Origin of the sequence: Gracilibacillus orientalis (assembly GCF_900114645.1) — a bacterium.
Lineage (GTDB): Bacteria > Bacillota > Bacilli > Bacillales > Amphibacillaceae > Gracilibacillus > Gracilibacillus orientalis.
On sequence record NZ_FOTR01000001.1, the window covers coordinates 373189 to 397802 of the forward strand.

General features: G+C 35.5%; 25 protein-coding genes. 14 read left to right on the forward strand and 11 right to left on the reverse strand.

Features of this window, described 5'->3' with window-relative positions; all coding sequences use genetic code 11:
• The first annotated feature begins 1 nt into the window (after position 1).
• The 7 genes from BM121_RS01830 to BM121_RS01860 all read left to right on the forward strand — a co-directional run bounded on the left by BM121_RS01830 (position 2) and on the right by BM121_RS01860 (position 5594).
• Positions 2-370: a YtxH domain-containing protein gene (locus BM121_RS01830; RefSeq protein WP_091480339.1), complete on the forward strand. Its 369-nt coding sequence runs from the start codon at positions 2-4 to the stop codon at positions 368-370.
• Between the two features lie 164 nt (positions 371-534).
• Positions 535-1074 carry a DUF3267 domain-containing protein gene (locus tag BM121_RS01835; protein ID WP_091480342.1) on the forward strand — a complete coding sequence of 180 codons (540 nt, stop codon included), beginning with the start codon at positions 535-537 and terminating at the stop codon, positions 1072-1074.
• A gap of 224 nt (positions 1075-1298) precedes the next feature.
• Positions 1299-1478: a hypothetical protein gene (locus BM121_RS22340; RefSeq protein WP_091480344.1), complete on the forward strand. Its 180-nt coding sequence runs from the start codon at positions 1299-1301 to the stop codon at positions 1476-1478.
• A 117-nt stretch (positions 1479-1595) separates the two neighbouring features.
• Entirely contained in the window at positions 1596-2564 is a 969-nt protein-coding gene (locus BM121_RS01845) for a peptidylprolyl isomerase (RefSeq protein ID WP_091480347.1), read from the forward strand.
• A gap of 116 nt (positions 2565-2680) precedes the next feature.
• On the forward strand, positions 2681-3910 hold the full coding sequence (locus BM121_RS01850) for a hydrolase (RefSeq protein ID WP_091480350.1): 1230 nt from the start codon (positions 2681-2683) through the stop codon (positions 3908-3910).
• 662 nt (positions 3911-4572) lie between these two features.
• Complete coding sequence (locus BM121_RS01855) at positions 4573-4989, forward strand: GNAT family N-acetyltransferase (RefSeq protein ID WP_091480356.1); 417 nt, start codon at positions 4573-4575, stop codon at positions 4987-4989.
• A 2-nt stretch (positions 4990-4991) separates the two neighbouring features.
• Entirely contained in the window at positions 4992-5594 is a 603-nt protein-coding gene (locus BM121_RS01860) for a DedA family protein (protein WP_091480362.1), read from the forward strand.
• Positions 5595-5850: 256 nt separating this feature from the next.
• Here the strand turns inward: BM121_RS01860 and BM121_RS01870 are convergent, their stop codons facing one another.
• From BM121_RS01870 to BM121_RS01880, 3 genes are read right to left on the reverse strand one after another with little or no spacing between them, the layout of a single operon-like run.
• The gene (locus BM121_RS01870) at positions 5851-6252 is read right to left on the reverse strand and encodes a GNAT family N-acetyltransferase (protein WP_091480370.1); all 402 of its coding nucleotides are present in this window, start codon (positions 6250-6252) and stop codon (positions 5851-5853) included.
• Positions 6253-6266: 14 nt separating this feature from the next.
• Entirely contained in the window at positions 6267-9113 is a 2847-nt protein-coding gene (locus BM121_RS01875) for an ATP-binding protein (protein ID WP_091480373.1), read from the reverse strand.
• Positions 9114-9116: 3 nt separating this feature from the next.
• Positions 9117-10331 carry a metallophosphoesterase family protein gene (locus tag BM121_RS01880; RefSeq protein ID WP_175495280.1) on the reverse strand — a complete coding sequence of 405 codons (1215 nt, stop codon included), beginning with the start codon at positions 10329-10331 and terminating at the stop codon, positions 9117-9119.
• 172 nt (positions 10332-10503) lie between these two features.
• Here BM121_RS01880 and BM121_RS01885 point away from each other — a divergent pair, with 172 nt between their 5' ends.
• Both BM121_RS01885 and BM121_RS01890 read left to right on the forward strand, forming a co-directional pair.
• The gene (locus BM121_RS01885) at positions 10504-11163 is read left to right on the forward strand and encodes a hypothetical protein (protein ID WP_091480378.1); all 660 of its coding nucleotides are present in this window, start codon (positions 10504-10506) and stop codon (positions 11161-11163) included.
• A 15-nt stretch (positions 11164-11178) separates the two neighbouring features.
• Positions 11179-11694, forward strand: a complete 516-nt coding sequence (locus tag BM121_RS01890) for a GNAT family N-acetyltransferase (RefSeq protein ID WP_091480381.1) — start codon at positions 11179-11181, stop codon at positions 11692-11694.
• Positions 11695-11798: 104 nt separating this feature from the next.
• Here the strand turns inward: BM121_RS01890 and putP are convergent, their stop codons facing one another.
• A complete protein-coding gene (gene putP / locus BM121_RS01895) occupies positions 11799-13280 on the reverse strand; it encodes a sodium/proline symporter PutP (RefSeq protein WP_091481234.1) in 1482 nt (493 codons plus the stop codon).
• A gap of 316 nt (positions 13281-13596) precedes the next feature.
• Here putP and BM121_RS01900 point away from each other — a divergent pair, with 316 nt between their 5' ends.
• Positions 13597-14547 carry an NERD domain-containing protein gene (locus BM121_RS01900; protein ID WP_175495281.1) on the forward strand — a complete coding sequence of 317 codons (951 nt, stop codon included), beginning with the start codon at positions 13597-13599 and terminating at the stop codon, positions 14545-14547.
• Between the two features lie 146 nt (positions 14548-14693).
• On the opposite strand, the gene BM121_RS01905 is transcribed toward BM121_RS01900, so the two are convergent.
• From BM121_RS01905 to BM121_RS01920, 4 genes are all read right to left on the reverse strand, one after another.
• A complete protein-coding gene (locus tag BM121_RS01905; protein ID WP_091480387.1) occupies positions 14694-15953 on the reverse strand; it encodes an ABC transporter permease in 1260 nt (419 codons plus the stop codon).
• The gene (locus BM121_RS01910; RefSeq protein WP_091480391.1) at positions 15946-16845 is read right to left on the reverse strand and encodes an ABC transporter ATP-binding protein; all 900 of its coding nucleotides are present in this window, start codon (positions 16843-16845) and stop codon (positions 15946-15948) included. Before BM121_RS01910 ends, BM121_RS01905 begins: the two co-directional genes overlap by 8 nt.
• A 103-nt stretch (positions 16846-16948) precedes the next feature.
• Positions 16949-17299, reverse strand: coding sequence for a YlbF/YmcA family competence regulator (locus BM121_RS01915; RefSeq protein WP_091480394.1), 351 nt, complete (start codon positions 17297-17299; stop codon positions 16949-16951).
• Between the two features lie 94 nt (positions 17300-17393).
• Positions 17394-18518 (reverse strand): DUF445 domain-containing protein, encoded by a 1125-nt coding sequence (locus tag BM121_RS01920; protein WP_175495282.1) that lies wholly within the window; start codon positions 18516-18518, stop codon positions 17394-17396.
• A 92-nt stretch (positions 18519-18610) separates the two neighbouring features.
• Here BM121_RS01920 and BM121_RS01925 point away from each other — a divergent pair, with 92 nt between their 5' ends.
• The 4 genes from BM121_RS01925 to BM121_RS01940 all read left to right on the forward strand — a co-directional run bounded on the left by BM121_RS01925 (position 18611) and on the right by BM121_RS01940 (position 22363).
• Positions 18611-19867: a YheC/YheD family protein gene (locus BM121_RS01925; RefSeq protein ID WP_091480401.1), complete on the forward strand. Its 1257-nt coding sequence runs from the start codon at positions 18611-18613 to the stop codon at positions 19865-19867.
• Positions 19868-19909: 42 nt separating this feature from the next.
• On the forward strand, positions 19910-20098 hold the full coding sequence (locus BM121_RS01930; protein WP_091480403.1) for a hypothetical protein: 189 nt from the start codon (positions 19910-19912) through the stop codon (positions 20096-20098).
• Positions 20099-20210: 112 nt separating this feature from the next.
• Positions 20211-21107: a PucR family transcriptional regulator gene (locus tag BM121_RS01935; protein ID WP_091480406.1), complete on the forward strand. Its 897-nt coding sequence runs from the start codon at positions 20211-20213 to the stop codon at positions 21105-21107.
• Positions 21108-21262: 155 nt separating this feature from the next.
• Entirely contained in the window at positions 21263-22363 is a 1101-nt protein-coding gene (locus BM121_RS01940) for an ABC transporter ATP-binding protein (RefSeq protein WP_091480407.1), read from the forward strand.
• 95 nt (positions 22364-22458) lie between these two features.
• Here the strand turns inward: BM121_RS01940 and BM121_RS01945 are convergent, their stop codons facing one another.
• From BM121_RS01945 to fumC, 3 genes are all read right to left on the reverse strand, one after another.
• Positions 22459-22713: a hypothetical protein gene (locus BM121_RS01945; protein ID WP_175495283.1), complete on the reverse strand. Its 255-nt coding sequence runs from the start codon at positions 22711-22713 to the stop codon at positions 22459-22461.
• 193 nt (positions 22714-22906) lie between these two features.
• Positions 22907-23110, reverse strand: a complete 204-nt coding sequence (locus tag BM121_RS01950) for an alpha/beta-type small acid-soluble spore protein (RefSeq protein WP_091480409.1) — start codon at positions 23108-23110, stop codon at positions 22907-22909.
• 93 nt (positions 23111-23203) lie between these two features.
• Positions 23204-24589, reverse strand: a complete 1386-nt coding sequence (fumC, locus tag BM121_RS01955; RefSeq protein ID WP_091480412.1) for a class II fumarate hydratase — start codon at positions 24587-24589, stop codon at positions 23204-23206.
• Positions 24590-24614: the final 25 nt, after the last annotated feature.

Sequence of the window (24614 nt, forward strand, 5' to 3'; positions counted from 1 at the left end):
AATGATTAACAGCAAGTCATTATTAATCGGCTTTTTAGCTGGAGGATTAGTAAGTGCTGCTGCTACACTTTTAAGTACACCTAAAGCAGGAAAAGAATTACGAACTGATGTTAAAGGAAAGAGCGATGAAGCTATTCGCTATATTAACCATTTAAGAACTGAAGGTGTCGACCTAAAAGAACAAATTACGAAAACATCAAAAGAAGGTGCAGCTTTAGTTAAGGACCTTTCCGAAGATGTGAAAGAATCCATTGAATCTTGGAAGAAAACGGTCGAACCGCATCAAAAAAATATTCAAAAATATTTAACTCAAATTGAAGAAAGTTTAAAAGAACTGGAAGACAAAACAAACACCCAGTCAGGAAACTAACAAGGAAGAGTTGGCTCAGTGCCAACTCTTTTTTACGTCCATACCATAATATATAAGCGGCCGTCAAAAAAATTACATAAAACCTATTGATTTTTCATACGAAACATACTATAGTCATGTAGTATTAATTAAACAAATCGACTATAGAAAAAGAGGTGATCCTAGTGAATTGTTGGGATTCCATCAATGTAACAAAGCAACTCGGATTTTATCGAAGCCTGATTTTATCTTCATTATTTGGACTATTATCATTTATCTTTTTGTATTTACCATTTACATTGATTCATAAAGATATCATAGTAAAGGACCATGGGCTAATCCCTGTGATACTAGGAGTAGCAATATTACCATTGTTGCACAAGGCATTACGAATTTTGCCTTTAAAAGTCACCAATAAACACTTACGAATAAAATGGACTTTAGAGAAGAAATTCATCCCTAATTTTCATGTAGGTAATCATTCAAAAACAAGTAAACCGACTTTATTTTTCGCTTTATTGACACCGACAATAGTTATAACCATACCTTGTATTGTTAGCAGTTATTTTGTTCCATCTTATTATCCATATTTCCTACTAGTTGGTGCTATTAATTTAAGTTTATCTTATATTGATTTTCTATATATTCGCCATCTATGGAAAGCACCGAAAAAATGCCTAATATCAAATGAAGAACAAGGATATGATATTTTAATTCCACGTTAAACCCGTTTCGATACTTTTGAAGCGGGTTTTTGTATGTTTTCAGATGTAAACATACGCGCGTAGTATCAGAAAATTGAAGAAGTAATGTTTTTCTTCTTTTTTGATTACTTAACAAGCATGATATAATGATTACATACATACTTTTCAATTAATAAATGAGACATACTGTTCAAATCTTTAATTTTTTGTTAAAGTAATGTCATGAGAATAAGGAGGTAAGCTTGATGCTTTTTGTTTTTGTCACCTTTGCTTTATTTATATTATTTATATTCAATTCTCTAACCATGAGACTTTGTTTACAAACTGAAATGTCACAGGAAAAACAACCCAATGTTTTCCGAACTATTAATATTCTAATTACCATTTTACTTGTATCATCATATATCGAAGTGATATATACCTAATAAAAAATGAGTAAAAATAATGTAATATCATTTTTTATTGTTTTTAAAAATAAAAAATGTGTTATATTATTGCAAGAGTAAAAAATAGCTCAAAAAAATAGTAGGAGTGTAGGTATAATGAAAAAATTAGCAATCACTGCAACAATCGCAGCAAGTGTTATCGGACTTTCCGCATGTTCTTCAGATGATTCTGAAACAGTTGTGGAAACAAGTTCAGGTGATGTTACAAAGGATGCATTTTATGAAGAATTGAAAGCATCCGCTGGTGATCAAGTTCTTCAGCAGTTAGTGCTCGAGACAATTCTCAAAGATACATATGAGGTATCAGATGAAGAAGTAGATAAAGAAATTGAAACTCTTAAAAGCGAATATGGCGAGCAATGGGAAATGGTCTTAACTCAAAATGGTTATGAAGATGAAGATGCATTCCGCGAGGATTTACGTGTCAACTTGCTTCAAGAAAAAGCAGCAACAGAAGATATAGAAGTTACTGATGAAGAAATTCAAAATCGCTATGAAAGAATGCAAACAAATCTAGTTGCCAGCCATATTCTTGTAGCTGATGAAGCAACCGCCAATGAGGTCATTGACAAGTTAAATGATGGTGAAGATTTTGCAGACTTAGCAGGAGAATATTCCACAGACCCTGGTAGTAAAGATAATGGTGGCGATTTAGGTGAGTTTGGAACAGGTCAAATGGTTCCTGAATTTGAAGATGCAGCATATAATCTTGAAATTGACGAAATCAGTGAGCCTGTCCAATCATCAAATGGCTTCCATGTCATTAAAGTTACAGATCGTGTGGAAGTAGAAGATGTAGAACCATTAGAAGATGTAGAAGATCAATTAAGAAGAGAAATTGCATCCACTAAAGTTGACCAAGCAGCTATGCAAACAAAAATTCAAGGTCTAATGAAAGATGCTGATATCGATGTTCAAATCGAAGAATTCCAAGATTTATTCACATTTGAAGAGCCTGCTACTGAAGAGCCTGCTGGGGAGGAATCTACGGATAACCAAGAGTCGTCTGAAGGTGAATCTTCTGAAGAGGAATCTACAGATAGCGAAGAGTCTTCTGAAGAATAAACTAAATAATACAACACATGCCCCTATCTTCTATCATCTGAGAAGATAGGGGTTTTTATGTTATTCTAATAATAAGCAAATGTTTGCATTTAAAACCAGATTAGGAAGTGATAATGATGAATTCCGAGAACTATTTTTATGACATGATTACAATTGATTATCAATTGACAGATCAACAAAAACAGTCTCTTTCAACTAATTTCCCCGTTCCTTCTTTACCAGAAGCCATAAAGGGACTTCATTTGAATACTTTAACAAAAGGTACACCAGTCACAGCTCGAGTTTTATTAAATGATTTCGAAGTTAAAAAAACAAAAACAAATAAATCCTTTTTGAAAATTATGCTAAGCGATCAATCAGGAAACATTTCCGCCAAAATGTGGGATAACAACGGTGAAGTGGATACCATGCTTCCTCTATTAGAACAGAAAGGTGTCTTTGATATCCGTGGTCAAGTTGATGAATTTAACGGATTTAAGAGTGTTACTGTATATGAAATGACACCATGCAAGGACGACATCAATCCTTTTACTTTATTGGCTTATACACAACAAGATATAACAGCATTGCGAGATGAACTATTTGGCTACCTATATGAATTACAACAACCATATCAGGATATTGCTATCAAAGCGATGGAACAACTATGGGAAGGATTTCGTATCAGTCCTGCCGCGAAGGGATTTCATCATAATTATTTAGGGGGATTACTCAAGCACACAGTTGGTCTGATGCGTTTTTGCAGATACATAACCATTCAATCTGACAATCCCTTCCGTGCCGTGATGCAATTAATCAACAAAGTAGAAACGGAGTATAAACTGGAAATTTGGAACTCATTAAAAGAAGATGATGGCAGACCGACATACGTATGGAAAGACAGTATTGATCATCTCTATCATATGGTACATGGAATGACTGAGTTCAAATATGATAGCATTAACTATGACGCACTGTTAACAAGTATTTTGTTCCATGATATCGGTAAACTGGCAGAGTATGATTATGCCGGTAGATCATTTGACATTTTCCACTTTCTCTTTCCTACAGGGGAATTTAAGGATCCAAATCGCAAACAGGCTGGCATTGCGATGGATCCATTAGGTGTAAACATTGGTCATATTCCGTATGGTGTAATGTTATTATCTAAAGTAATGGAGCAACATAACATTTCTGTCACAATGGAGGATATTCACTTGATGTCTCACTGCATCCTTTGTCACCATGGACTACCTGAATGGGGCAGCGCTGTTCGTAAACCTAGTAATCTAGAAGGCTATATTATTCATATTGTCGATTACCTGGATAGTCGTTATGAGAATACAGAAGCAGATGAGGAGAAATAAGTGACACTTTCATTATATAAGACGATCGTTCAACATGAAAAGAGAGACTATGATCAGTGGGGTCTTACAGACGGTTAGCACCGTGATAAATATCGCCGCAAAAATAACTTGATATAATTCAAGTTATTTTTTTATCAAACAAATTCACTGAAAATGATAAAAAGAATTAGAAATAACATGACCAATATGAACAATGAGAACGGATGCTTTTTCTTTAGAACAATATCAATAATAAACAGGATCGAGATAATACATATTAATAGCAGACCAATAATAGAAAAAATCATTAAATAGAGCATAACTTCACCTTTTCATACATCATAACAATATCCATTTTATACATTTGTGAATAATAATATGATACTATAATAATATTGATGTATAAAGCGAGGTATTGAAATGATAATAATTATTGCCCTTCTCATACTTATTATTCTAGCATTTGACCTATCGAACATTCGAAAACAGCATGACCAAATCAAGGAACAGAATGAGGAAATCATCGAGATCTTAAGAGAAATACGTGATAAAGTGAGACTATGATTAGGGTGTTAAGGTGGTAGCGTCTGTTATCCCCCACTTTGCTTCCTTGTGTTACTTGAAGTGGGGGTATTACAGACAGTTAGCACCGTGATAAATAGAAGAAATGGGGAATTTTCATTATGGAGTGGTATCACAACAACTTTGTGGTGAGTGATGATAAAGAATTACTCGATCTGGATATAATCTATAACCTTCTAAAGCCAACTTATTGGGCGAATGATCGCAGCAAAGAGACAATAAAGCAAAGTATAGAAAATTCATTTTCATTTGGCGTTTATATTGATGATAAACAAATGGGATTTGCTCGAGTAGTCACCGATCAGGCAGTATTCTCCTGGATATTAGACGTAGTAATTGATCCCGAATATCAGGGACGTGGAGTTGGTTCCTTTCTTATGCAATGCATTTTAGAACACCCTGCACTTAAAAATACAAAATTTGCTTTAGCCACTAAGGATGCTCAACCATTTTATGAGGCATTTAACTTTACAGAACGGCCGAGTATGGTACAAAAACTTGTAAAGGATGAATGGTGAACATGCAAGACTGGTTCTTCACGGTAATGAATGAATTTGGTTATCTTGGTATTATGTTTTTAATTGCATTGGAAAATATCTTTCCACCAATCCCATCTGAAGTAGTATTAACTTTTGGCGGATTTTTCACTACCGTATCTTCATTACACATCGTTGGTGTGATTCTTTCGTCAACTGCCGGCTCTGTTCTAGGAGCGATAGTATTATATCTGATTGGCATGCTACTTAACATTCAACGATTAGAAAAAATCGTTGAAAAATGGGGATACATTCTTCGCCTAAAAAAAGAGGACATCCATAAAGCAGATGAATGGTTTGATAAATATGGCTATTGGACAATTTTCTTTTGTCGGTTTATTCCCATAGTTCGCAGTCTTATTTCGATACCAGCAGGGATGTCACAAATGAATGTTACCCTATTTTTATTATTTACAACCTTAGGAACATTAATTTGGAACACTGTCTTAGTTCTATTAGGAGCTTATGTAGGAGAATCATGGGAAGATATTGTCCGTTATTTAGATATTTATTCTAACTTTTTCTATCTACTCATTTGCCTTGGTGCCTTATTCTTTCTTATTCGTGTATTACGAAGAAGAAAATAAAGTGAGACTATGATCAGTGGACGGTTAGCATCGTGATAAATCAAAGCCATCCCCTTTTGATGGAAGATGGCTTGATAGATATTACAGCTGTTTCTTCGCTAAACTCACTTCTTTAGTCTGCAGGCATAACCACTGTCCAATACAATAAGTACAGACTAACAGCCAAAAGAAACCTGCTTCATATATAGCAAGTACTTGAAAAGAATTCTCGTACAGCATCCACTTATTAAAATTCTTTCTACGTTCACTTTTTCGCTTATTTTTCCCTTTTAATAATATAACCATTTTCTATTTTGTCAAAGCCCACTTTTGGGTAATAATCCATGGCGTCTGGTGCTGACAGTAAAATCAGAGCAACATGTTCATTTAGCTCTTTCTTTACCTGTTCAATTAATTGTTTACCGATTCCCTGATGCTGATACGCTTGATCAACAGCTAAATCGGACAAATAACAGCAGTAACTGAAATCGGTCAGTCCTCTTGCCACCCCAACTATCTTTTCCTGATCCCAAGCGGTTACTAGTACATTGGCATGGTCTAACATTTGCTGTAGGCGACCTAAATTTTCGTAAGGTCGTTTAATACCAGAAACACGAAAAATTTCTGATAAATCCCTAGGTGTTATTGTGATATCACTTTTATACATAATATTATCCATCGTACATTCCCCCATTATAATATAATACTTGCTTTTGCTGTTGGATTAGCAGTGAAATAGAGTACTTGATGATCTTTGCTTAATTCTTCGACAATCTCTAATATTTTTTCTTTCCGATTAGAATCAAAATGTACGAAACCATCATCAATCAAAAACGGTAGTGCTAACCGGTTGGCTATGACATGACTTAAAGCAAAACGAATAGCTATGTATAATTGATCCTTGGTTGCCTGTGATAATTCGATCACATGAAAAACAAAACCATCCCTGTCTTCTACAATGATCTTTTCATTATCTTCTATATATATGTGCTGATATCTGCCTAATGTCAGCTTGTTAAAATAATGACTTGCCTGTCCAAACACTTGCGGCATATATTTATGTGAATACATTGATTTTGCTTCCATTAAGTTTGTTAATGCCACTTGATAAATGGACCATTGTTTAGCTACCTCTTGTAATTCTTCTTGTTTTAAAGCTAATTGATGCTTAAGAATGGAAACATCTTCATTTGCCTCTAACATAGCCACACTTGCTTTTTGATCACTTAATAAAGATTGTTTTTCTTTTGTTTTTTCAGTAGTTTCATTGATTGCTTGTTTGCACTCATCAAGTATGATTTGTAATGTTTTTTCATCGTCAAAATCCCCATCTGCAATTTGCTTAATCTCTTCTTCTGAGAATATCACAGCTAAGCTATCATATAACTGATTGTGTTTCTGTTGTAATGCCTGCAGTTCTTCCTTTTGCTCACCCTTTTCGATAAACGCTTCCTCTGTCTCCACTTCTGCCTTTTGTAATAATTGATTGACTTCTTGTTGATACGGTTTTTGTTTCTCTACAATAGCAGCTAGTTGTGTCTGCACTTCTGTACTTCTCGCTTGTAGTTGCGTATGCTCATTTCTTTTTGCTTGTTCCTTTTGAATAGTTGATTCCAAATCATTCATAGCTAGTGCCAGTTCATCAAAGGTTTGTTGCTGTTCCCTTTTATCCTCTTCAAGGTTATTTACTTCCGTTTCTAATTGTTTAATCTCTAAGAGCTTCTCTATTTGTGTGATCACTTGTTGATAAAGCCTTGGCCAATAAGTCAATTCAACATTGGCCAAAAAAGGATATTGCTTTTGCTGATCAGTAATTTTTTGTTCAATTTGGCTCATACGTTCCTTTAAAAAAGAGAGCCGCTCTTCTTGCTTTAAACGTTCGTTTTGATATTTCTGCATATCTTTTTCGATTTCCGCTAATGAATGCTGGAGCTCAGATTGCTGCTGAATAATACGCTCTCGCTTCATAATTTCCGTTTGATTCATAGTTTTTAACTGTTTCTGATCTGGCTGTAACCATTGTTTGAATGCTTGTCCATATAATCTAATTGCGATGTTCTGACCAATGGCAAGAACAACTGTAACAATGGACCATACTAAATCTGTTACGAAGAAAAGTCCTGCTCCTATTAAAAAACCAATAAGCATAACGAAACTGGATATTTTCAATTGCTTCTGATACGTCTGTATCCATTTATGGAATTGCGCTTGTTGTTGTGTCTGTTGTTCTGCTTGATTCACTTGTGCTAGCTCATCTTTATATTGCTTTACCTGTTCACGTTCTAACAGTGATTGTTGCAATTGTTCTTTTTCTTCCATCAATTCCTGTGTGATTTTGGTCGTTGATGACCTATCATTTTCGGCATACTGTTTTTCTAAGATTAATTTCTCACGTTGACTGGCTAAATCTGCCCATGCTTCCTCTAAATAAAAAGGAAGTTCTGCCTCACGTAATTGATCGATTGTCACATTAATCTGCATATTTTGTAGTTTCGTGATGATTTCTTCTTCAATTGCAGTAATGCGTTTTCTAATTTGTTGGCTATCTGTTTCGATTTGATCGATTTCCTTATGTAACTTTAAACCAAGCTCGATTGTCTCTAACTTTTCATCAGGCAATAGATCCAAGCTGGTTATTCGTTGCTCGATTTCCGCTAAATTATTGCGAAGCACTTGTTCTTCACTTTTCAAAGGTAGTATCGAATCCTTCCATTCGTTTAGCCGTTTTAAACCTTCTACCGGGAACGGAATGTTTTGATTCTGTCTTTTCAATTGAGCAGTGGTGAAATAATACTCCTGTATTAAAGCATAGTGTGTTAACCGTTTTTCGACTTGCTCTTGTCGTTTCTGGGTACTGTTTTTTTCTTGCTCCCATTGGAATAAATGCTCTTCTACTTGTTCGATTTCCGCTAATCGTCGTTGATACTGGCTTTCCTTTTCCTTGGCCTCGGTTAACTGTTTTTTCAGGTCCGCTAACTCTTGAAAAAGTTGATTAATCTCAGGCTTTTTTCCATACGGTTTAAACAAATCCGCCAGCTTTTTCTCTACTGTTTTTTCTGTATGGTAGATCCGATCTGTTCCTGTCATACCAACCGCTAATAATACTTCATGCAAAGATTCATTATCGAGATCTTGAATTTGCTTTAAATCATGGGCATCAAATGAATAGATCGACTGAAATTCTTTACGATCAATCCCTTGTAAAGCAGTTTGTAACCATTCATCATCCATTTGTGCTCCAGTCTCACCATATATAATCGCCTGGTTTTTATGCTTGCCATGTACCCGTTCTATCGTAACGGTATGATCGGTAAGTCCGGAAATAGTTAACCTTCCGCCCACAGTCGAGCCCTGTTTCGGTGTGAACCGCTCTACCTGTTTCGATTTCAAGCCAAACAACATGAATAAAATAAATTGCTGTAATGTTGTTTTGCCAGATTCATTATCTCCAGCAATTTCAATATGACCATCCTGCTGAAAAGAAAAATGCTGATCGATCCATTTTCCAAAACCATATATATGTATGCTTTCTAATCGCAACTCCTATCCCTCCTTTTCATGCAGTAGTTGATCTAATAGATATTCAGCTTCTTGTTGTATCTCGATTCGATCATCCTCATCCAATTTCGATAACCATTTTCTACCTCCCATATGCTGCCATAATGGCTTGAGCGACTTTTCCAGGTCCGTTTCTTGAAATGCTGTAGTCAGCTCTTCTAAAAAATGGCCGCCGTGTTGCCATTCAGATCGTTTGGCTGCTTTCGCCCATTTATAACCGATAACATAGCTATGCATTGATTCCTGATTCAAATAGTCAATTACTTCTTTTAACTGACCATTTGTGAACCAGAATTCCTTTTCTTCTGCTACTTGATAAAATACAAGCTGGATTAACGTTTTTCCTGTTGTAATCCTGTTTGTAACTTCTGTCAGCTGCTCAGTTAGACTTATGATATCTGTCCATTCACTAGCGTCCACTTGTATTTTTTTAAATATAATGGATGATAAAGGCAGGAACTCTAATTCCGATTTATTCTCAGATAAGGTGACAAGATAACATCCCTTCTCCCCCGTTTCCTTCGTGGAGCGTCCTTGAATATTACCTGGATAAACTACGGGTGGATTTTCCGCTACTATTTCTCGTTTATGGATATGCCCTAATGCCCAATAATCAAATCCAGCTTGTTTTAATTCTGTTAATTGAAATGGAGCATAGGCTGCATGTTCTTGTATGTTTTCATTCCCAATACTTCCATGTAAAGTCGCAATATGAAAGCAATGATCGTCTGTTTTATGATACTCTTTTGCTTTATTTTCAAATACCGCTCGATTTTCATAACTGAATCCATAGATTCTCGCCTGGACTTGATCATTTTTAATAAACGGCAAGGAAGTGACTGCTTCTTTATCAAAGACAAACACATTGTCAGGATAGTTGCGCGGGAATAACTGGCTGTTCAAGTAATCATGATTACCAAAAGAGAGGTACACCTTAATCTGGTGTTCTTCTAATCTTTGAAAAGCTTTCCTCAATGCCATATGTGCTTGCATGCTTTGTTCTTCCTGATCAAAAATATCCCCAACCAATAAAACAAAATCTACTTGATGCTGTATTGCTTGTTCAGTGAGATTATCTAAAGCTAGAAACGTACTATTTCTAATGTCTGTTAATAGATCAGTCGGAATGTTTTTCAGGCCTTTAAAAGGACTGTCTAAATGTAAATCCGCACAATGAATAAAAGAAATATCCCTTGTCATTTTCTTCACCTTCTTTCTTTCTCTATTGTAGCAGAGCATAAATTAGAATGCACGTTCGATTATTCGTTTCGTTGGAATTTTATGTTAAAATAGTGATGTGGAGGTAAGGGGTGAAGTGATCGAATTTTTTATTTATTATGACCTATAAAAAACGGTTAAAGGAGACGAAATCTTGATAAATAGGTTAAAAATTTTAATATTTAATCAATTACACTTTTTAAAATCTAATGATACACCACTTTGTCAAGAGTTAATTAAACAGTTCGATACGATTCATAAGCAATATATTGCAGAAGGTGATGGTTCATTAATTGAATATGATGTGGATTTTCCAAAACACTTATTTTTACAGTATTTAATCAATCATAAAGAAGTATTAGTTCATGGGTCTAACAACCCTGATATTGAGATATTTGAACCTAGAAACCAGACATTAGCCAATAACAAACCAGTAAAAGCAGTTTTTGCAGCATCTGATACTATTTGGTCTTTTTATTTTGCTATTATTAATAAATCAGGATATCAAGGGTCATTGAAAAATTTATGTTTTTCGATTCCGACTAAAAAGGAAGTGAAGCGATTTTATTATTTTTCCGTAAATCAGGATTTCCAAGGTGAGTATTGGCGTAATGGTACGATGTATATCCTGCCAAAGGATTCTTTTATACAAGGCGGTTCAAAAGAAGAATGGATTTGCCCCGAAAAGGTGAAACCATTGGCGAAGATCAACGTAACACCTGAAGATTTTCCTTTTTTGAATCAGGTTCGAAAACATGATGAAAATACACCTCATAATAAAGTAGTTTTGACGGCGCTGTTATGGAATAAATAATTGAAGGATGATAAGATGACTATTCAACTAATCAAGCCTACAAAAGTGTTAGAAAAAGAATATCAGGCGTTCTATCTGGAATGGAAAAGAAGTGGAGAAAAACTAATGCCTTGGATAATCAAAAAGTTCCCTGATGATATCGACCGTTTTCTACAATTTATTGATGATAATGAAAAAGGAGTAAATCTCCCAGATGGATGGGTTCCTGATTCTACTTTTTGGTTGGTAAAGGACAGATTGATTATCGGTGTCGTAAATATTAGACATCAATTAACCGAAATGCTCCTTTCTATCGGTGGTCATATCGGTTATGGTATACGTCCAAGTGAGAGAAGAAAAGGTTACGGCACCAAAATTCTTGAGCTGGCACTACTGGAAGCAAATAAATTGGATATTAATAAAGCGCTTGTTACTTGCGATTCTGACAATATTGGTTCGCAAAAAGCTATTTTACACAATAAAGGAATAGAAGATCAGGAATTTGTAGAGGATGACGGTACTGTTGTGAAAAGATTTTGGATTGAATTATAGTGGGAATATCTAATGAACGTTACAACATAAAATTTGATGAATAAAGAAGCAAGGAACCCATCTTTTTTCAGATATGAGCCCTTGCTTCTATTATCCGTTTACCCTCAAGGGTTTACTTCAGTATTTTCTTCAGTGGCTTCTTTAAATTCTGCTTTCACAACTTTTGATGGATTCGTTGGGGATCCAAAAATATAACTGACGATAATGATTGCAACTGCACCGAAAATAAAGCCTGGTACAATTTCATATAATTCATATATTCCGCCTTCAAGCTGCGACCAAATGATTACCGTTAAAGCCCCTACCACAATTCCAGCAATTGCTCCTTTTCTAGTTGTTCTCTTCCAAAACAAGCTCAAAATGATGACTGGACCAAATGCTGCTCCAAATCCTGCCCATGCATATCCGACTAAATCCAGCACTTTGCTTTCTGGGTTTTGAGCAATTAGAACCGCAATAATCGCGATGATAATCACTGCAATCCGTCCAACCCATACCAATTCTTTTTGACCTGCATTTTTTCGAAGAATTCCTTTGTAAAAATCCTCTGCAACTGCACTAGAGGATACAAGCAATTGAGAATCAATCGTACTCATAATAGCTGATAAAATCGCGGCTAATAAAATACCTGCAATCCACGGATTAAAAAGTTCTTGTGTAAAAGCTATAAATACTGTTTCCGGGTTGTCTAAAGGCGTACCTGCAAAATAGGCAATACCTGCAAAACCTGTAAAAATAGAACCATATAAAGCGAATACCATCCAAGACATTCCCACAAACCTAGCCTTTGGAATTTCTTTTGTAGATTTGATAGCCATAAATCGAGTAATAATATGGGGTTGTCCAAAGTAACCTAATCCCCATGCTAATAATGAAATAATACCTATGGCTGTTGTATCTGTAAACGCGTTTAGATAAGCTGGATCTATGTTTCCAACCTTAGTAACGGCTTCATTCCATCCACCCAAAGCATTGATGGCAACAATCGGTACAATAATTAACGCTAAGAACATTAAGATTCCTTGGAAAAAATCCGTCCAACTTACTGCTAAAAATCCTCCTAAAAATGTATACGATATAATGACGATTGCACCAATCCATAACGCAGTTTGATAGTCTATACCAAAGGATTGTTCAAATAAAATCGCTCCTCCTACAAGACCTGCTGATGTATAAAATGTAAAGAAGATCAAAATAACAAAAGCAGATACAACGCGTAGAATCCGCGATGAGTCACGAAATCGATTTTCTAAGAAGTCTGGAATAGTAATCGAATCCTGAGCAACTTCTGTGTAGGTTCTTAACCGTTTAGCAACAAATTGCCAATTTAAATATGCCCCTACTGCTAAACCGATAGCAATCCAAATTTGATTCATTCCTCCAGCATACATAGCACCTGGCAACCCAAGCAAAAGCCAGCTACTCATATCAGATGCTCCAGCACTTAAAGCTGCTACACTTCCACCTAAATTTCGGCCACCTAAAACATAATCAGAGAGGTTATTGGTTAATCGAAAAGCAATAATTCCGATAACTAACATCGCGACTAAGTAGATAATAAACGTAACTATAGTAACAAAATCCATCATTCACTCTCTCTTTCTGTAAATAAGGTGATTAACGATAGGAGAACAACTGATAACATTGGAATTAATAACCACCCCCATGTTGCTGCATTAATAGTTTCCTGTTCCATCAAAATCACCACCTATTCTGTTATGTACATATAGTGTTTGCATCAACTTGCTTTGTATTCTTAATATTGTATTTTTTGATAGCAAACCCTTAAGATTATAGAAGAAATATGATTTTTCGTCAACCAACGGAGAAACTAGGTCGTGAATATTTTTATTCTTAGTCCGGTGTGCTATGATGGTAAAAATAGTAAAGGAGGTTTCGTGCTTGATTAACGATTTTGTAAGAAAATCTTTTTATTTGAGGCAGTTGGAAGCGCTATTCGATCACCTCTCACCTCGCGACATGACAGAAAATTTGGAAAAAGCTTATGGTCGAGAATTATCAGGTTATACCGGTGAAAAGAAATTACCGTATTATTTACATATGGTACAAAAGGAAAAAATGCTGTTGTACGGCGTCCGATTACCTTGGCAAAAACACTTTTTCCAAATAGACAATCTATCCATTTTTCAAAAAAAGATCGTCATTTGTGAAGTCAAAAACCTGAAGGGTAGATTATCCATTAATGAAGCTAACCAATTAGTGCAGGAACATGATGATGGAAAAATCGAGATTTATGATAATCCACTTTTACAGGCTAAATTCCAACAAGAAAAACTGGAGGCACTACTTCATTTACACGGCTTCTCCTTTCCCCCAATTCATCCGATTGTTGTATTTACTCACTCTAGTGCAAATCTTAACTTTCATCACCCTGATATGATACCCGTTCAGCAATTGCCTGTCAGAATTAAAATCCTCCTCCAAGAACAAACAATTAATCAAGATTTTAACTATACTGAGCGCAGACACCTCATTAATTTCATTTCATCCCATCACCAAGAACGAAAAGTAAATGTACTGGACCAATTTAAAATAGAGCTTCGAAAAACAATACGAGGTGTGTTTTGTCCATCATGTCAAAATGTTAAAGCACATAGAGTTTATGGAACATGGCAATGTCCTAAGTGTGGTCGTAAAGATAAAATGATGCATGTCCAAACGCTTAGAAATTGGGTATTAATCTTCGGTCCAGTTATAACTAATAAACAGGCTCGATGGTTTTTAGATGGCATATCAATAGACCTGACGAAAAGATTATTAAAACAATTAAACTGTCCATCAGTCGGAAGCTATCGAGATCGAAAATATGATCTATCTAAACTATTGGATTAAAGGCCCTTTGTATTTACTGGCAACTTTGGTTAGTTTACTGGCAACTACCGAGACTTCTCTGGCAACTTTGGTTGGTTTACTGGCAACTACCTTCTATCTATAGAAAAAAAGCTATTTCGCTCCATGCGAAATAGCTTCCCCTTTGCTTATTCTTTTTTCGACAATTGTAATGCTTTTTTGAAGTCTTTTAATGAGGTGGATGTACCGTACATGAGCACGCCGCCTCGATAAATCTTCGCTCCAATAATTGCAAATACAACAATCGTAGCGATTAGAAGCAGAATACTTAATCCCACTTCCCAGAATGGAATATCCAGTAATCCCACACGTAAGAACATTACCATTGGAGAGAAGAATGGAATGTATGATGAAATTACGACAAAGGTTGACTCCGGCATACCTAAACCGACCATTGAGATCATAAATGCAGCAATAATTAAAAATGTGACAGGTGTCATCAACTGCTGTACATCTTCTGTTCTACTTACTAATGATCCCAACATGGCTGATAAGGTTGCATATAAGAAATACCCTAATAGGAAAAAGATGACCGCATATGCAAAGGTGGAAAAACTGATATCAGACAGTCCGAAGAAATCAAAGACCCCACCAACTAATTCATCTTGTTTCTGTGTAATAACGAAGTAACCTGTTCCTAACAGGAGAACCATTTGGGTTAATCCTACCAAACCTATTCCAAAGATCTTCGCAAACATTTGACTGACTGGCGAGGAACTTGAAATTAAAATTTCCATTACTCTAGAAGTTTTTTCATTGGCAATATCCATCGCAATCATGTTTCCATACATAATTACCGCCATATATAGTAGAAATAAAATCACATAAACGAGGCCACGTGCTCCATTTAATTCTTCTTCTGTTTTTACCTCACTTACCTCTCGATCACCTGTTGCAATTAATTCATTTTCAAAAGAAACTGGTTCATAGATCGAGGCAATCACAGCAGGATCGATACCTGATTGATTAGTTGCAATCTCCACTTTTACTTGTTGTAGTTGGCTTTCCAATAAATTCTGTGCAGTTTCATTTGTATAATCTCTACTATAATAAGTAGCTTCAGGTAATCCTTCTTCAGATTCCCTAATATCTAATACGGCAATATATTCTTCATTCCCAACTGCATCCTGTGCTTCCTCTAAGGTCCCATCAAAATGTTCCAATTCAAAATCTGCTTCCAGCCTTGATTCCAATTGTGAATAAATTTCTTCTTGTTCTGTTACAACCGCAAGCTGATCTGCTTCACCTGAGTCAAATATATCTATAATCGATTGAATATTAGACATTAAAACAATTAACGCTAGAATGATAGCAGTGGTGATTATAAACGATTTTGATTTTACTTTTGATAAATAGGTATGAGAGAATACGGTCCAAAATTTACTCATAAGATTCACCAGCTTTCTCAATAAAGATATCATTAAGGCTTGGTTCATCCAATTCAAATCTCCGGATAAAGCCTTTTCCTGATATTTCTTCTAATACCCTTTGGGAGACATCTTCATTTTCGATTTGACAAAGGACACCATCACCAAAATATTTCACTTTAACAATCCCAGGAATGTTTTCTAAAAATGATAAATCGAAATCTGCTTGTATCGATAAATTCTTCTTACCGAATGAACGTTTAATTTCCCTAAGATCACCATGTAAAATGGGTTTTCCATGCTGCATCATGCATAAATACTGACATAATTCTTCAACATGCTCCATACGGTGTGAGGAAAAAACAATCGATGTGCCTGAGTTTTTTAATTCGACTACTGATTTTTTTAACAATTCCACATTAACGGGATCCAATCCTGAAAAAGGTTCATCCAAAATTAACAGTTTTGGTTTATGTATGACAGCAGAAATAAATTGGATTTTTTGCTGATTCCCTTTTGATAATTCTTCAATCTTTTTATCCATGTATTGAGGAACTTTTAAATAATCTAGCCAGTTTGACAACTCATCCACTATTTCTTTCTTTTGCATCCCACGTAGCTTTCCTAAATAAATTAATTGGTCACGAACTTTTAATTTTGGATATAATCCTCTTTCTTCTGGTAAATAGCCAATTTCATCACTTTTACTGTAATCAATTTTTTCTCCATTCCAAGTAATAGATCCTGATGATTGATCTAATAAATTGAGGATCATCCGAAATGTTGTTGTTTTACCTGCACCATTTGCACCTAGAAATCCAAATATATTCTTTTCGGGAATCTCTAACGATAAACCATCAACAGCTGTAAACGAGCCAAATCTTTTCGTAACATTATCTAATTTTAACGTCACATTCTTCACTCCTCTCCATTATAATTACGGTTCCTACACATAAAAAGTTTCATATAAAAATGAGCTACAGCAAAAAAACTGTAACTCATGATGTCTAAAATTATTATTGTTGTTGTGCACCATATAATTCTTCTAATGGTTTTGTAATGATACGACTAATATCATTAATCAAAACGTTAACACGTTGTTCTTGTTCCATTAATTTAGAAATTTCTTCATGTTGTTGTACAACCTCGACAACTTGTTTCGCTTTTTCTACTTCCTCTTCCGAAATTTCCTCACCTTGCATTTGTTTTTGTTGCAATTCTAACTGCGTGTTACGGAAATTATCGAACATTTCCTTAGAATTCGGATCAGCCATTACTTTATCGTAAGCAGCTTTTAAATCCACAAATTCTTCGCTTTCCTGTATTGCTTTTTCAAGCTCATTTGCACTGTCATAAACCTTTGACATAAAATTAAATCCTCCTAAATAGTTACGTTCATTCATAAGTTGCTAATATATCATGTATATGTTCTTACATGTACTTTACCACTATAACAAAGATTCAAACGACGATAAAGAGAATCGCCTGAATTAACCCAATAACTCCACCTAATAAAGCACCTAAATAGGTGATCAACTTAAATTCCTTTCGAGAAATGGATAAAATGATATCTTCTATCCGGGAGGTTGGGAATGATGCTACCTGTTTTTCCACCATTTTCTCCACCTCTAATTGCTGTAGCATATTTGGTACACTATCTAACAATTTAGCAAATAGCTGTTCCACTAAAAACGGAAGCACCTTTTCTTTGATTTGGTTGGTAAAAGGAGTAACCATCTCTTGAATCGGTTTGTTTAGCCATTCTTCCACTGGCATATTTTCTTCAATTAAATGAAGCAACAGCTGTTGTGTTTCTTTTTTTTCAAACAATGGTTCAATAAACTGTACTTCCTGTTGCAGAAGGTTTGTCCACTCTTTTTTGACAGCTTGATGAATCCAGCTATTACCGTCTTCTGAACGTAAATAATCAATGACTAATCGTTGGACTTTCAGTGCTAATTCATCGCTGCTGAACATCGATAACACCATATTCCCCAAAAAGCCTTTAGACTCAGCATATTGTTTAATCACAACTTCTATCTTTTGACGAGTTTCTTCATTATTTACTAAATCGATCCCTTTGTTTTGTAAAAAGATGGACACTTTTTCTAACTCTGTCTCTGTTACCGTCTGACCGAGCCAATGATTGATCGGTTTTTGTTGATTCTTTTGCAGAAAGTTTCGAAGTTGTTCCATGATCTTATCTGCAATCATTCTTTTAAAATGATCCGGTTTAAGGTCCAATTGAAACGTTTTTGATAGTTGACTGATGGTGGTTGATTGTGCCAAAAAAGTCTCCCACTCTTTATTAACCTTTTGTTGTACTTGTTGCTTTAACCCTTGATCTTGCAATTTTAATTGAATACTTTCTATCGTTAATAAGTGATTGACAACCAACTGACCGAGTTGTATGGCTAATTGATCACGCCTTTTCGGAATAACTCCTGGCGTAAATGGGACTTTCCATTTGCCGATATATTTTGCCTCATAAGGTCGAAACAGCATCTTAATGGCTATCGAATTCGTTAATCCACCAATAAAACTGCCAAACACCACCAAGATCAGTATTTTAATAAAGATTTCCACCCTTTCTTTCCACCTTTCCGCTTTGCAAAAGTATAGTACACATTTTGGCTGCATATAATGAATTAGCCTAGACGAAGAAAGCAGGTGTCAACATGCGACAGACATTCAAAATAACAGCCTACCCTAATGGCAAAAACAGAATGATTATACCTATCAAGGCTTACTATCATTTACAACATATATCTGTTATTCAGCATGGCTTACAAAGCCTTTCCTGTGACATCTTAAGCCATCACAAAAATACTGACACTATTTATCTTTCTTCTTCGATTATGAATCAACTTCATTTAATAAATCATGCACAAATTATTTTGGATACTGCAGCACACACTTGCCAGATTAGTTATCCCTTTGGTGTTTTTACCCATCGTTCACCACATCAAACATCCTATGAACGACTATATCAAGAAATGGCTAACATCGGTCAACAAAGAGGATTTGAAACGATTTTTTTCTCCCATCGTCACGTCTATCCTCAAAGAAATAGTTTAACAGGAATTGTTTGGCAAGAACAACAATGGAAAACGATTGAAACAGATATACCTTTTATAATCTACAACCGAATACCTAATCGCAAAATCGAGTCACACAAAAGCATCCAAAAAACAAAACAATTTTTAACCACAAATTCTATTATATTTAATCCTGATTTTTTTAACAAATGGCAAGTATACGATGATTTAATGAATCATGAGAGAGTTAATTATCTTCTACCTGATACCACTTTTCACCCTTCCATACAAACAATTCAACATAAACTCTCTCAACACCCGATTAACCTTATATCACTAAAAGGTGATGACACGAATCATTTCTATTTAGAACAAGTGGATGACCTTATGTTTGTCACATACAATCATAAAAACCGGCAATATTATAAAAATCTCGAACAGTTTAAGCAGACTTACTTTCCTAATGGCTTCCGACAATATGTGTTGCAGGATGCGATAGATTTAATCCAGTACCAAGGAGAACCTTTTTATTTAAGAGTGCATACGAACAAAACAAAGCGTTGGCATGTGTCCTTTTTGTACGGGAGAGAGTATACGGGAAATAAAATATTTGATACGGATGAAATTTTTGCACGAAATAAACGAAGAAATATCATAAAAAAAGTACAGGAATTAGCTTTAGTATTAAGCAAGGAGATAGAAAATATGTCAACTGGCACCATTGGTGAGATAGGTTTTGATATCGGTATTGATCGAGAGCAAAGACTCTGGTTATTAGAAGTCCATGCAAAGCCAAGTTGGCAAGTGTTTTATCATCCCTCTTATTCAGCTCAAACACAAGCATATTTTACTTCTTTATTTGAATTCTCGTTAGCCTCGATTATCCATTCTGAATGATTTTCATCTTTTAGTTGAAGCTATGATTGAGGAGGGATAATCATGGCGAAACCTTCGTCAAAAAAGGAGACAGACTCCCGCGAAAAATATGAAGTCGATGTTGATCGTATGATTAATGAAGGTATGGCTGGCGGTACGACTTATTCTATACATGGCCGGATGCAAATAGAACAAGTAAGAAAATTGCCAAAAGAAAAAGAACCTTTTCCTGCCGAAACTGATGATGACTAAATGATCACACACACTCTTTAAAAAGTGTGTGTATTTTTATAGAGATAAAGTTCATAACACTCATTCTTTGTTATAATAGATGTAAATGATTTTCAATGAAAGAGGCTTAAACATGTTAGAACAACTTCGACAAATGTTTCCAAATTTAATTTCGAATAGCAACGAGACAAAAATGGACAAGATTACGTATAAATGGTACGTCACAAAAGAAAATGACATTATCGGTGTACCAAAGGATGAATTAACGGAAAGAGAAACTAAAATTTTAGAAATATTACTTACGCCGTATAAAGCTAGCCAACCACCTACTACCGAACGCGAGAAATTATGGATGGATATTTTATTTCAACAGGAAATCCCTAAAAAAATGATAGAAGACAATTTGTCTGCTTTTCATTTTGTTTATTTTTCCTTGTCTGATGAGTCGATCGATCCTGAATCATTTCGGGAAGCGATTCATGGTTTGTTCCCGCAAAAAACATCGATCCTTTGGGAAAACAACCATGAGGGAGTGATCATTCAAGAAGAAGCACAAACAATGGAGGACTTTGTATCCTACTCAGAAATCATCGAAGTACTGACAACTGATTTTTATATGAATATAAAGCTTTTTGTCGGACCAACATTACACCATATTCAACAAGCACCTGGTTTCTACAGATGGATCAAAAAATGTTATCACTTAACTAGACGGCAAAACTATGATGCTTTGCATTATATTGAAGCGATTCCTTACCTATTTTTACATGACATCAGTGACAAAGAACAACAATTAATTACTAATTCAATCCTTAACGATGTAAAAAATGATGAAGAATTATTAAAAACGGTTCAGGTCTTTCTGGAATCAAATTCGAATACCACCTTAGCTGCCAAAAAAATGTACATGCACCGTAACAGTTTACAATATCGTGTGGACAAATTCATTGAAAAAACAGGCATTGATGTGAAACAATTTGATGGCGCTATCGCTGTTTATTTATGCCTTTTGATGCGTACAAAGTGGTGAAATAGGATGGTTGTTTCTTTTTATGGACTAGCTTTTGTAACCGTGCACAAATGGGATGAGTTTTTTTGTGCACGCTTTCTATTTACGTGTGAGCGTTTTATTAGTAAACTAATAGACATAGATGAAACGCTTTCAACATATTAGGAGGGAATACAATGGCAGAATTAACATTAAGCAACATTGACAAAGTTTATACTAAAGGTGATGAGAAAGCAGTTGACAACTTCAACCTTGAAATTAAAGACAAAGAATTTATCGTATTCGTAGGTCCATCCGGTTGTGGTAAATCAACGACACTTCGTATGATTGCAGGTCTTGAAGAAATTTCTAGTGGAGAGTTCTACATCGATGACAAATTGATGAATGAAGTTGCTCCTAAAGACCGTGATATTGCGATGGTATTCCAAAACTATGCATTATATCCACACATGAATGTATATGACAATATGGCATTCGGTCTAAAACTTCGTAAATTCAAAAAAGACGAAATCCAGCGTCGTGTAAACGAAGCAGCTCGTATTCTTGGACTGGAAGCTTACTTAGATCGTAAACCAAAAGCACTTTCCGGTGGTCAGCGTCAACGTGTTGCATTAGGTCGTGCAATCGTACGTGATGCTAAAGTGTTCTTGATGGATGAGCCTTTATCCAACTTGGATGCGAAACTTCGTGTGCAAATGCGTGCGGAAATCCAAAAACTACACCACCGTTTACAAACAACTACTATTTACGTTACACACGATCAAACAGAAGCGATGACAATGGCAACTCGTCTTGTTGTATTAAAAGATGGTCTTATCCAACAAGTTGGTGCTCCTAAAGAAGTGTATGACAGACCAAATAACATCTTCGTTGGTGGTTTTATCGGTTCACCAGCAATGAACTTCTTTAATGGTACATTAGAAGAAGGTACAATTACACTTGGTGATACAAAAGTTGAAGTACCAGAAGGAAAAATGAAAATTCTTCGTGAGCAAGGTTATATCGGTAAAGAAGTAGTACTGGGTGTACGTCCGGAAGATATCCATGATGAGCCTGTCTTCTTAGATGCCAACCCAGGCAAGAAAATTTTGGCGACAATCGAAGTATCTGAGCTAATGGGTTCTGAGTCTTACCTATACTCTGAACTTAATGGTCAAGAATTTGTTGCACGTGTTGATTCTCGTACAGACATCCACGGTGGCGAAAAAATCGACCTTGCATTTGATATGCACAAATGCCACTTCTTCGATACAGATAACGAAACACGCATTCAATAATATAGTTTGTAAAAACCCGTTTCGATAATCATTTCGAAACGGGTTTTTGTTTATTCTTGAAGTAATTTTTTATTCATTCGACAATACGGACATTATTAAGACAACTCTTGTTCTCTAATCATAAACTCTTTCGTATAATTACAAGCTGAACAAACGCCAACATGTACACATTGATGTGAAGCACTGGAATTAGGTATACCATCAATCAGTTGCGCATCATTAATTTCAATATACGGCGCATAGTCATCATAGTAATCAACAACCTTTCCTCCATCTAACATATGTGCATCACATTCAGGACATCTATGCTCCATTTTCTCTAAGCCATTACATAGATAACAAATATACATCCATATCCTCCGCAATCGCATATCGCCCAAGTCTTTTTGGCGAAATCTTAGTTTTGCTTATATTTTACACTTACCAATTCGTTTATTCATTGTTTTATAACGGAGCTAATCTGATGGAAGTCTCACTTTATATTTTCCTAATGTGTAAAAAGGAGACACTTAAAAAAGCGTCTCCTTTTTATCATTTATTCAATTATTGTTGTTGGTTTCCACCAAATTGTTGTTCAGCCATTGTTACTAAACGTTTTGTGATTTCTCCACCAACAGAACCGTTAGCACGAGAAGTAGAATCTGCACCTAAGTTTACACCAAATTCTTGTGCAATCTCATATTTCATTTGACCTAGTGCTTGATCTACTCCAGGAACAACTAATTGATTTGAATTGTTAGTCGCCATCTTTGATCACCTCCTGTACACCATATTGTGAACAAAACGGCGATCAATATGCTTTTATTTTATTAGCAATTTCTAACAACAATTCCAGTCAGATTATTTTGGATAGGTCATTTCTTCCGGTTTAATCCATTCATCAAATTGTTCTGCTGTTAATAATCCTGATTTGACTGCCGCTTCTTTTAATGTGGTATTATCAGCAAAGGCTTGCTTGGCAATTTTCGCTGCATTTTCATATCCGATATGCGGATTAAGTGCTGTAACTAACATGAGCGAATCGTTTAAGTTTTTCTCAATTTGTTCATAATTTGGCTCTATGCCTACAGCACAACGATCATTAAACGTTAACATACTATCTGCTAAAATTTGTGCGGATTGTATGAAGTTATACGCAATAACTGGTTTAAAAACATTTAATTCAAAATTACCTTGACTTGCTGCGATACCAATCGTTGCATCATTCCCCATCACTTGTGTTGCAACCATCGTAATTGCTTCACTTTGCGTAGGATTGACTTTACCTGGCATAATAGAGCTTCCCGGTTCATTAGCTGGAATCGTAATCTCACCGATACCGCAACGAGGACCACTTGCTAACCAGCGTACATCGTTACCGATTTTCATTAAATCTGCTGCTAATCCTTTTAATGCTCCATGTGCATATACTAATTCATCATGACTTGTAAGTGCATGGAACTTATTCGCTGCAGAAACAAAATTCTTTTCAGTATAATCACTGATTTTCGAAGTTACACGCTCTGAAAATTCCGGATGTGCATTCAATCCTGTACCAACAGCAGTACCACCAATAGCCAATTCTTTCACATATGGAATACTGTCTTTAATCATGGATTCCGTTTTTTCTAGCATGCGGTGCCAACCACTAATTTCTTGTCCTAATGTTAATGGCGTAGCGTCTTGCAAATGAGTACGGCCGATTTTTACCACATCGTCAAACGCTTCCATCTTTTCTTTTATGGTCGCTTTTAATGTTGCTAATGCCGGTAAAACAACATCCTCTAATTTACGGACTGCGGCAATATGTAAGGCAGTTGGATATGTGTCATTGGAACTTTGCGATTTATTAACATCATCATTGGGATGTAAGGTCACATCACTATTTTGATTCTTTAACCACTGATTTCCTACATAAGCAATCACTTCATTGACGTTCATATTAGATTGTGTGCCACTACCAGTTTGCCATACTACTAACGGGAAGTGCTCATATAATTCCCCAGCTAAAATACGGTCTGCAGCATGCTTAATCGCATCCGCTTTCACTTGTTCCATTAAACCTAATTCACTATTTACAATAGCAGCACTTCTTTTTAAAATAGCAAAACCTTCAATAATTTCTTTTGGCATGGTTTCAATACCGATTGGAAAGTTTTCTTTGCTTCGCTGTGTTTGTGCTCCCCAGTACTTATCACTTGCAACCTTGATTTCACCGATAGTATCACGTTCAATACGATAATCCATTATACTATTTTCCCCCTTATGTAAT

Coding starts and splice junctions, on each gene's coding strand:
- BM121_RS01830 (WP_091480339.1), top strand. CDS start 2: ATGATTAACAGCAAGTCATTATTAATCGGCTTTTTAGCTGGAGGATTA.
- BM121_RS22340 (WP_091480344.1), top strand. CDS start 1,299: ATGCTTTTTGTTTTTGTCACCTTTGCTTTATTTATATTATTTATATTC.
- BM121_RS01845 (WP_091480347.1), top strand. CDS start 1,596: ATGAAAAAATTAGCAATCACTGCAACAATCGCAGCAAGTGTTATCGGA.
- BM121_RS01850 (WP_091480350.1), top strand. CDS start 2,681: ATGAATTCCGAGAACTATTTTTATGACATGATTACAATTGATTATCAA.
- BM121_RS01855 (WP_091480356.1), top strand. CDS start 4,573: ATGGAGTGGTATCACAACAACTTTGTGGTGAGTGATGATAAAGAATTA.
- BM121_RS01860 (WP_091480362.1), top strand. CDS start 4,992: ATGCAAGACTGGTTCTTCACGGTAATGAATGAATTTGGTTATCTTGGT.
- BM121_RS01870 (WP_091480370.1), bottom strand. CDS start 6,252: ATGGATAATATTATGTATAAAAGTGATATCACAATAACACCTAGGGAT.
- BM121_RS01880 (WP_175495280.1), bottom strand. CDS start 10,331: ATGACAAGGGATATTTCTTTTATTCATTGTGCGGATTTACATTTAGAC.
- BM121_RS01890 (WP_091480381.1), top strand. CDS start 11,179: ATGACTATTCAACTAATCAAGCCTACAAAAGTGTTAGAAAAAGAATAT.
- putP (WP_091481234.1), bottom strand. CDS start 13,280: ATGGATTTTGTTACTATAGTTACGTTTATTATCTACTTAGTCGCGATG.
- BM121_RS01905 (WP_091480387.1), bottom strand. CDS start 15,953: ATGAGTAAATTTTGGACCGTATTCTCTCATACCTATTTATCAAAAGTA.
- BM121_RS01915 (WP_091480394.1), bottom strand. CDS start 17,299: ATGTCAAAGGTTTATGACAGTGCAAATGAGCTTGAAAAAGCAATACAG.
- BM121_RS01925 (WP_091480401.1), top strand. CDS start 18,611: ATGCGACAGACATTCAAAATAACAGCCTACCCTAATGGCAAAAACAGA.
- BM121_RS01930 (WP_091480403.1), top strand. CDS start 19,910: ATGGCGAAACCTTCGTCAAAAAAGGAGACAGACTCCCGCGAAAAATAT.
- BM121_RS01935 (WP_091480406.1), top strand. CDS start 20,211: ATGTTAGAACAACTTCGACAAATGTTTCCAAATTTAATTTCGAATAGC.
- BM121_RS01940 (WP_091480407.1), top strand. CDS start 21,263: ATGGCAGAATTAACATTAAGCAACATTGACAAAGTTTATACTAAAGGT.
- BM121_RS01945 (WP_175495283.1), bottom strand. CDS start 22,713: ATGTATATTTGTTATCTATGTAATGGCTTAGAGAAAATGGAGCATAGA.
- BM121_RS01950 (WP_091480409.1), bottom strand. CDS start 23,110: ATGGCGACTAACAATTCAAATCAATTAGTTGTTCCTGGAGTAGATCAA.
- fumC (WP_091480412.1), bottom strand. CDS start 24,589: ATGGATTATCGTATTGAACGTGATACTATCGGTGAAATCAAGGTTGCA.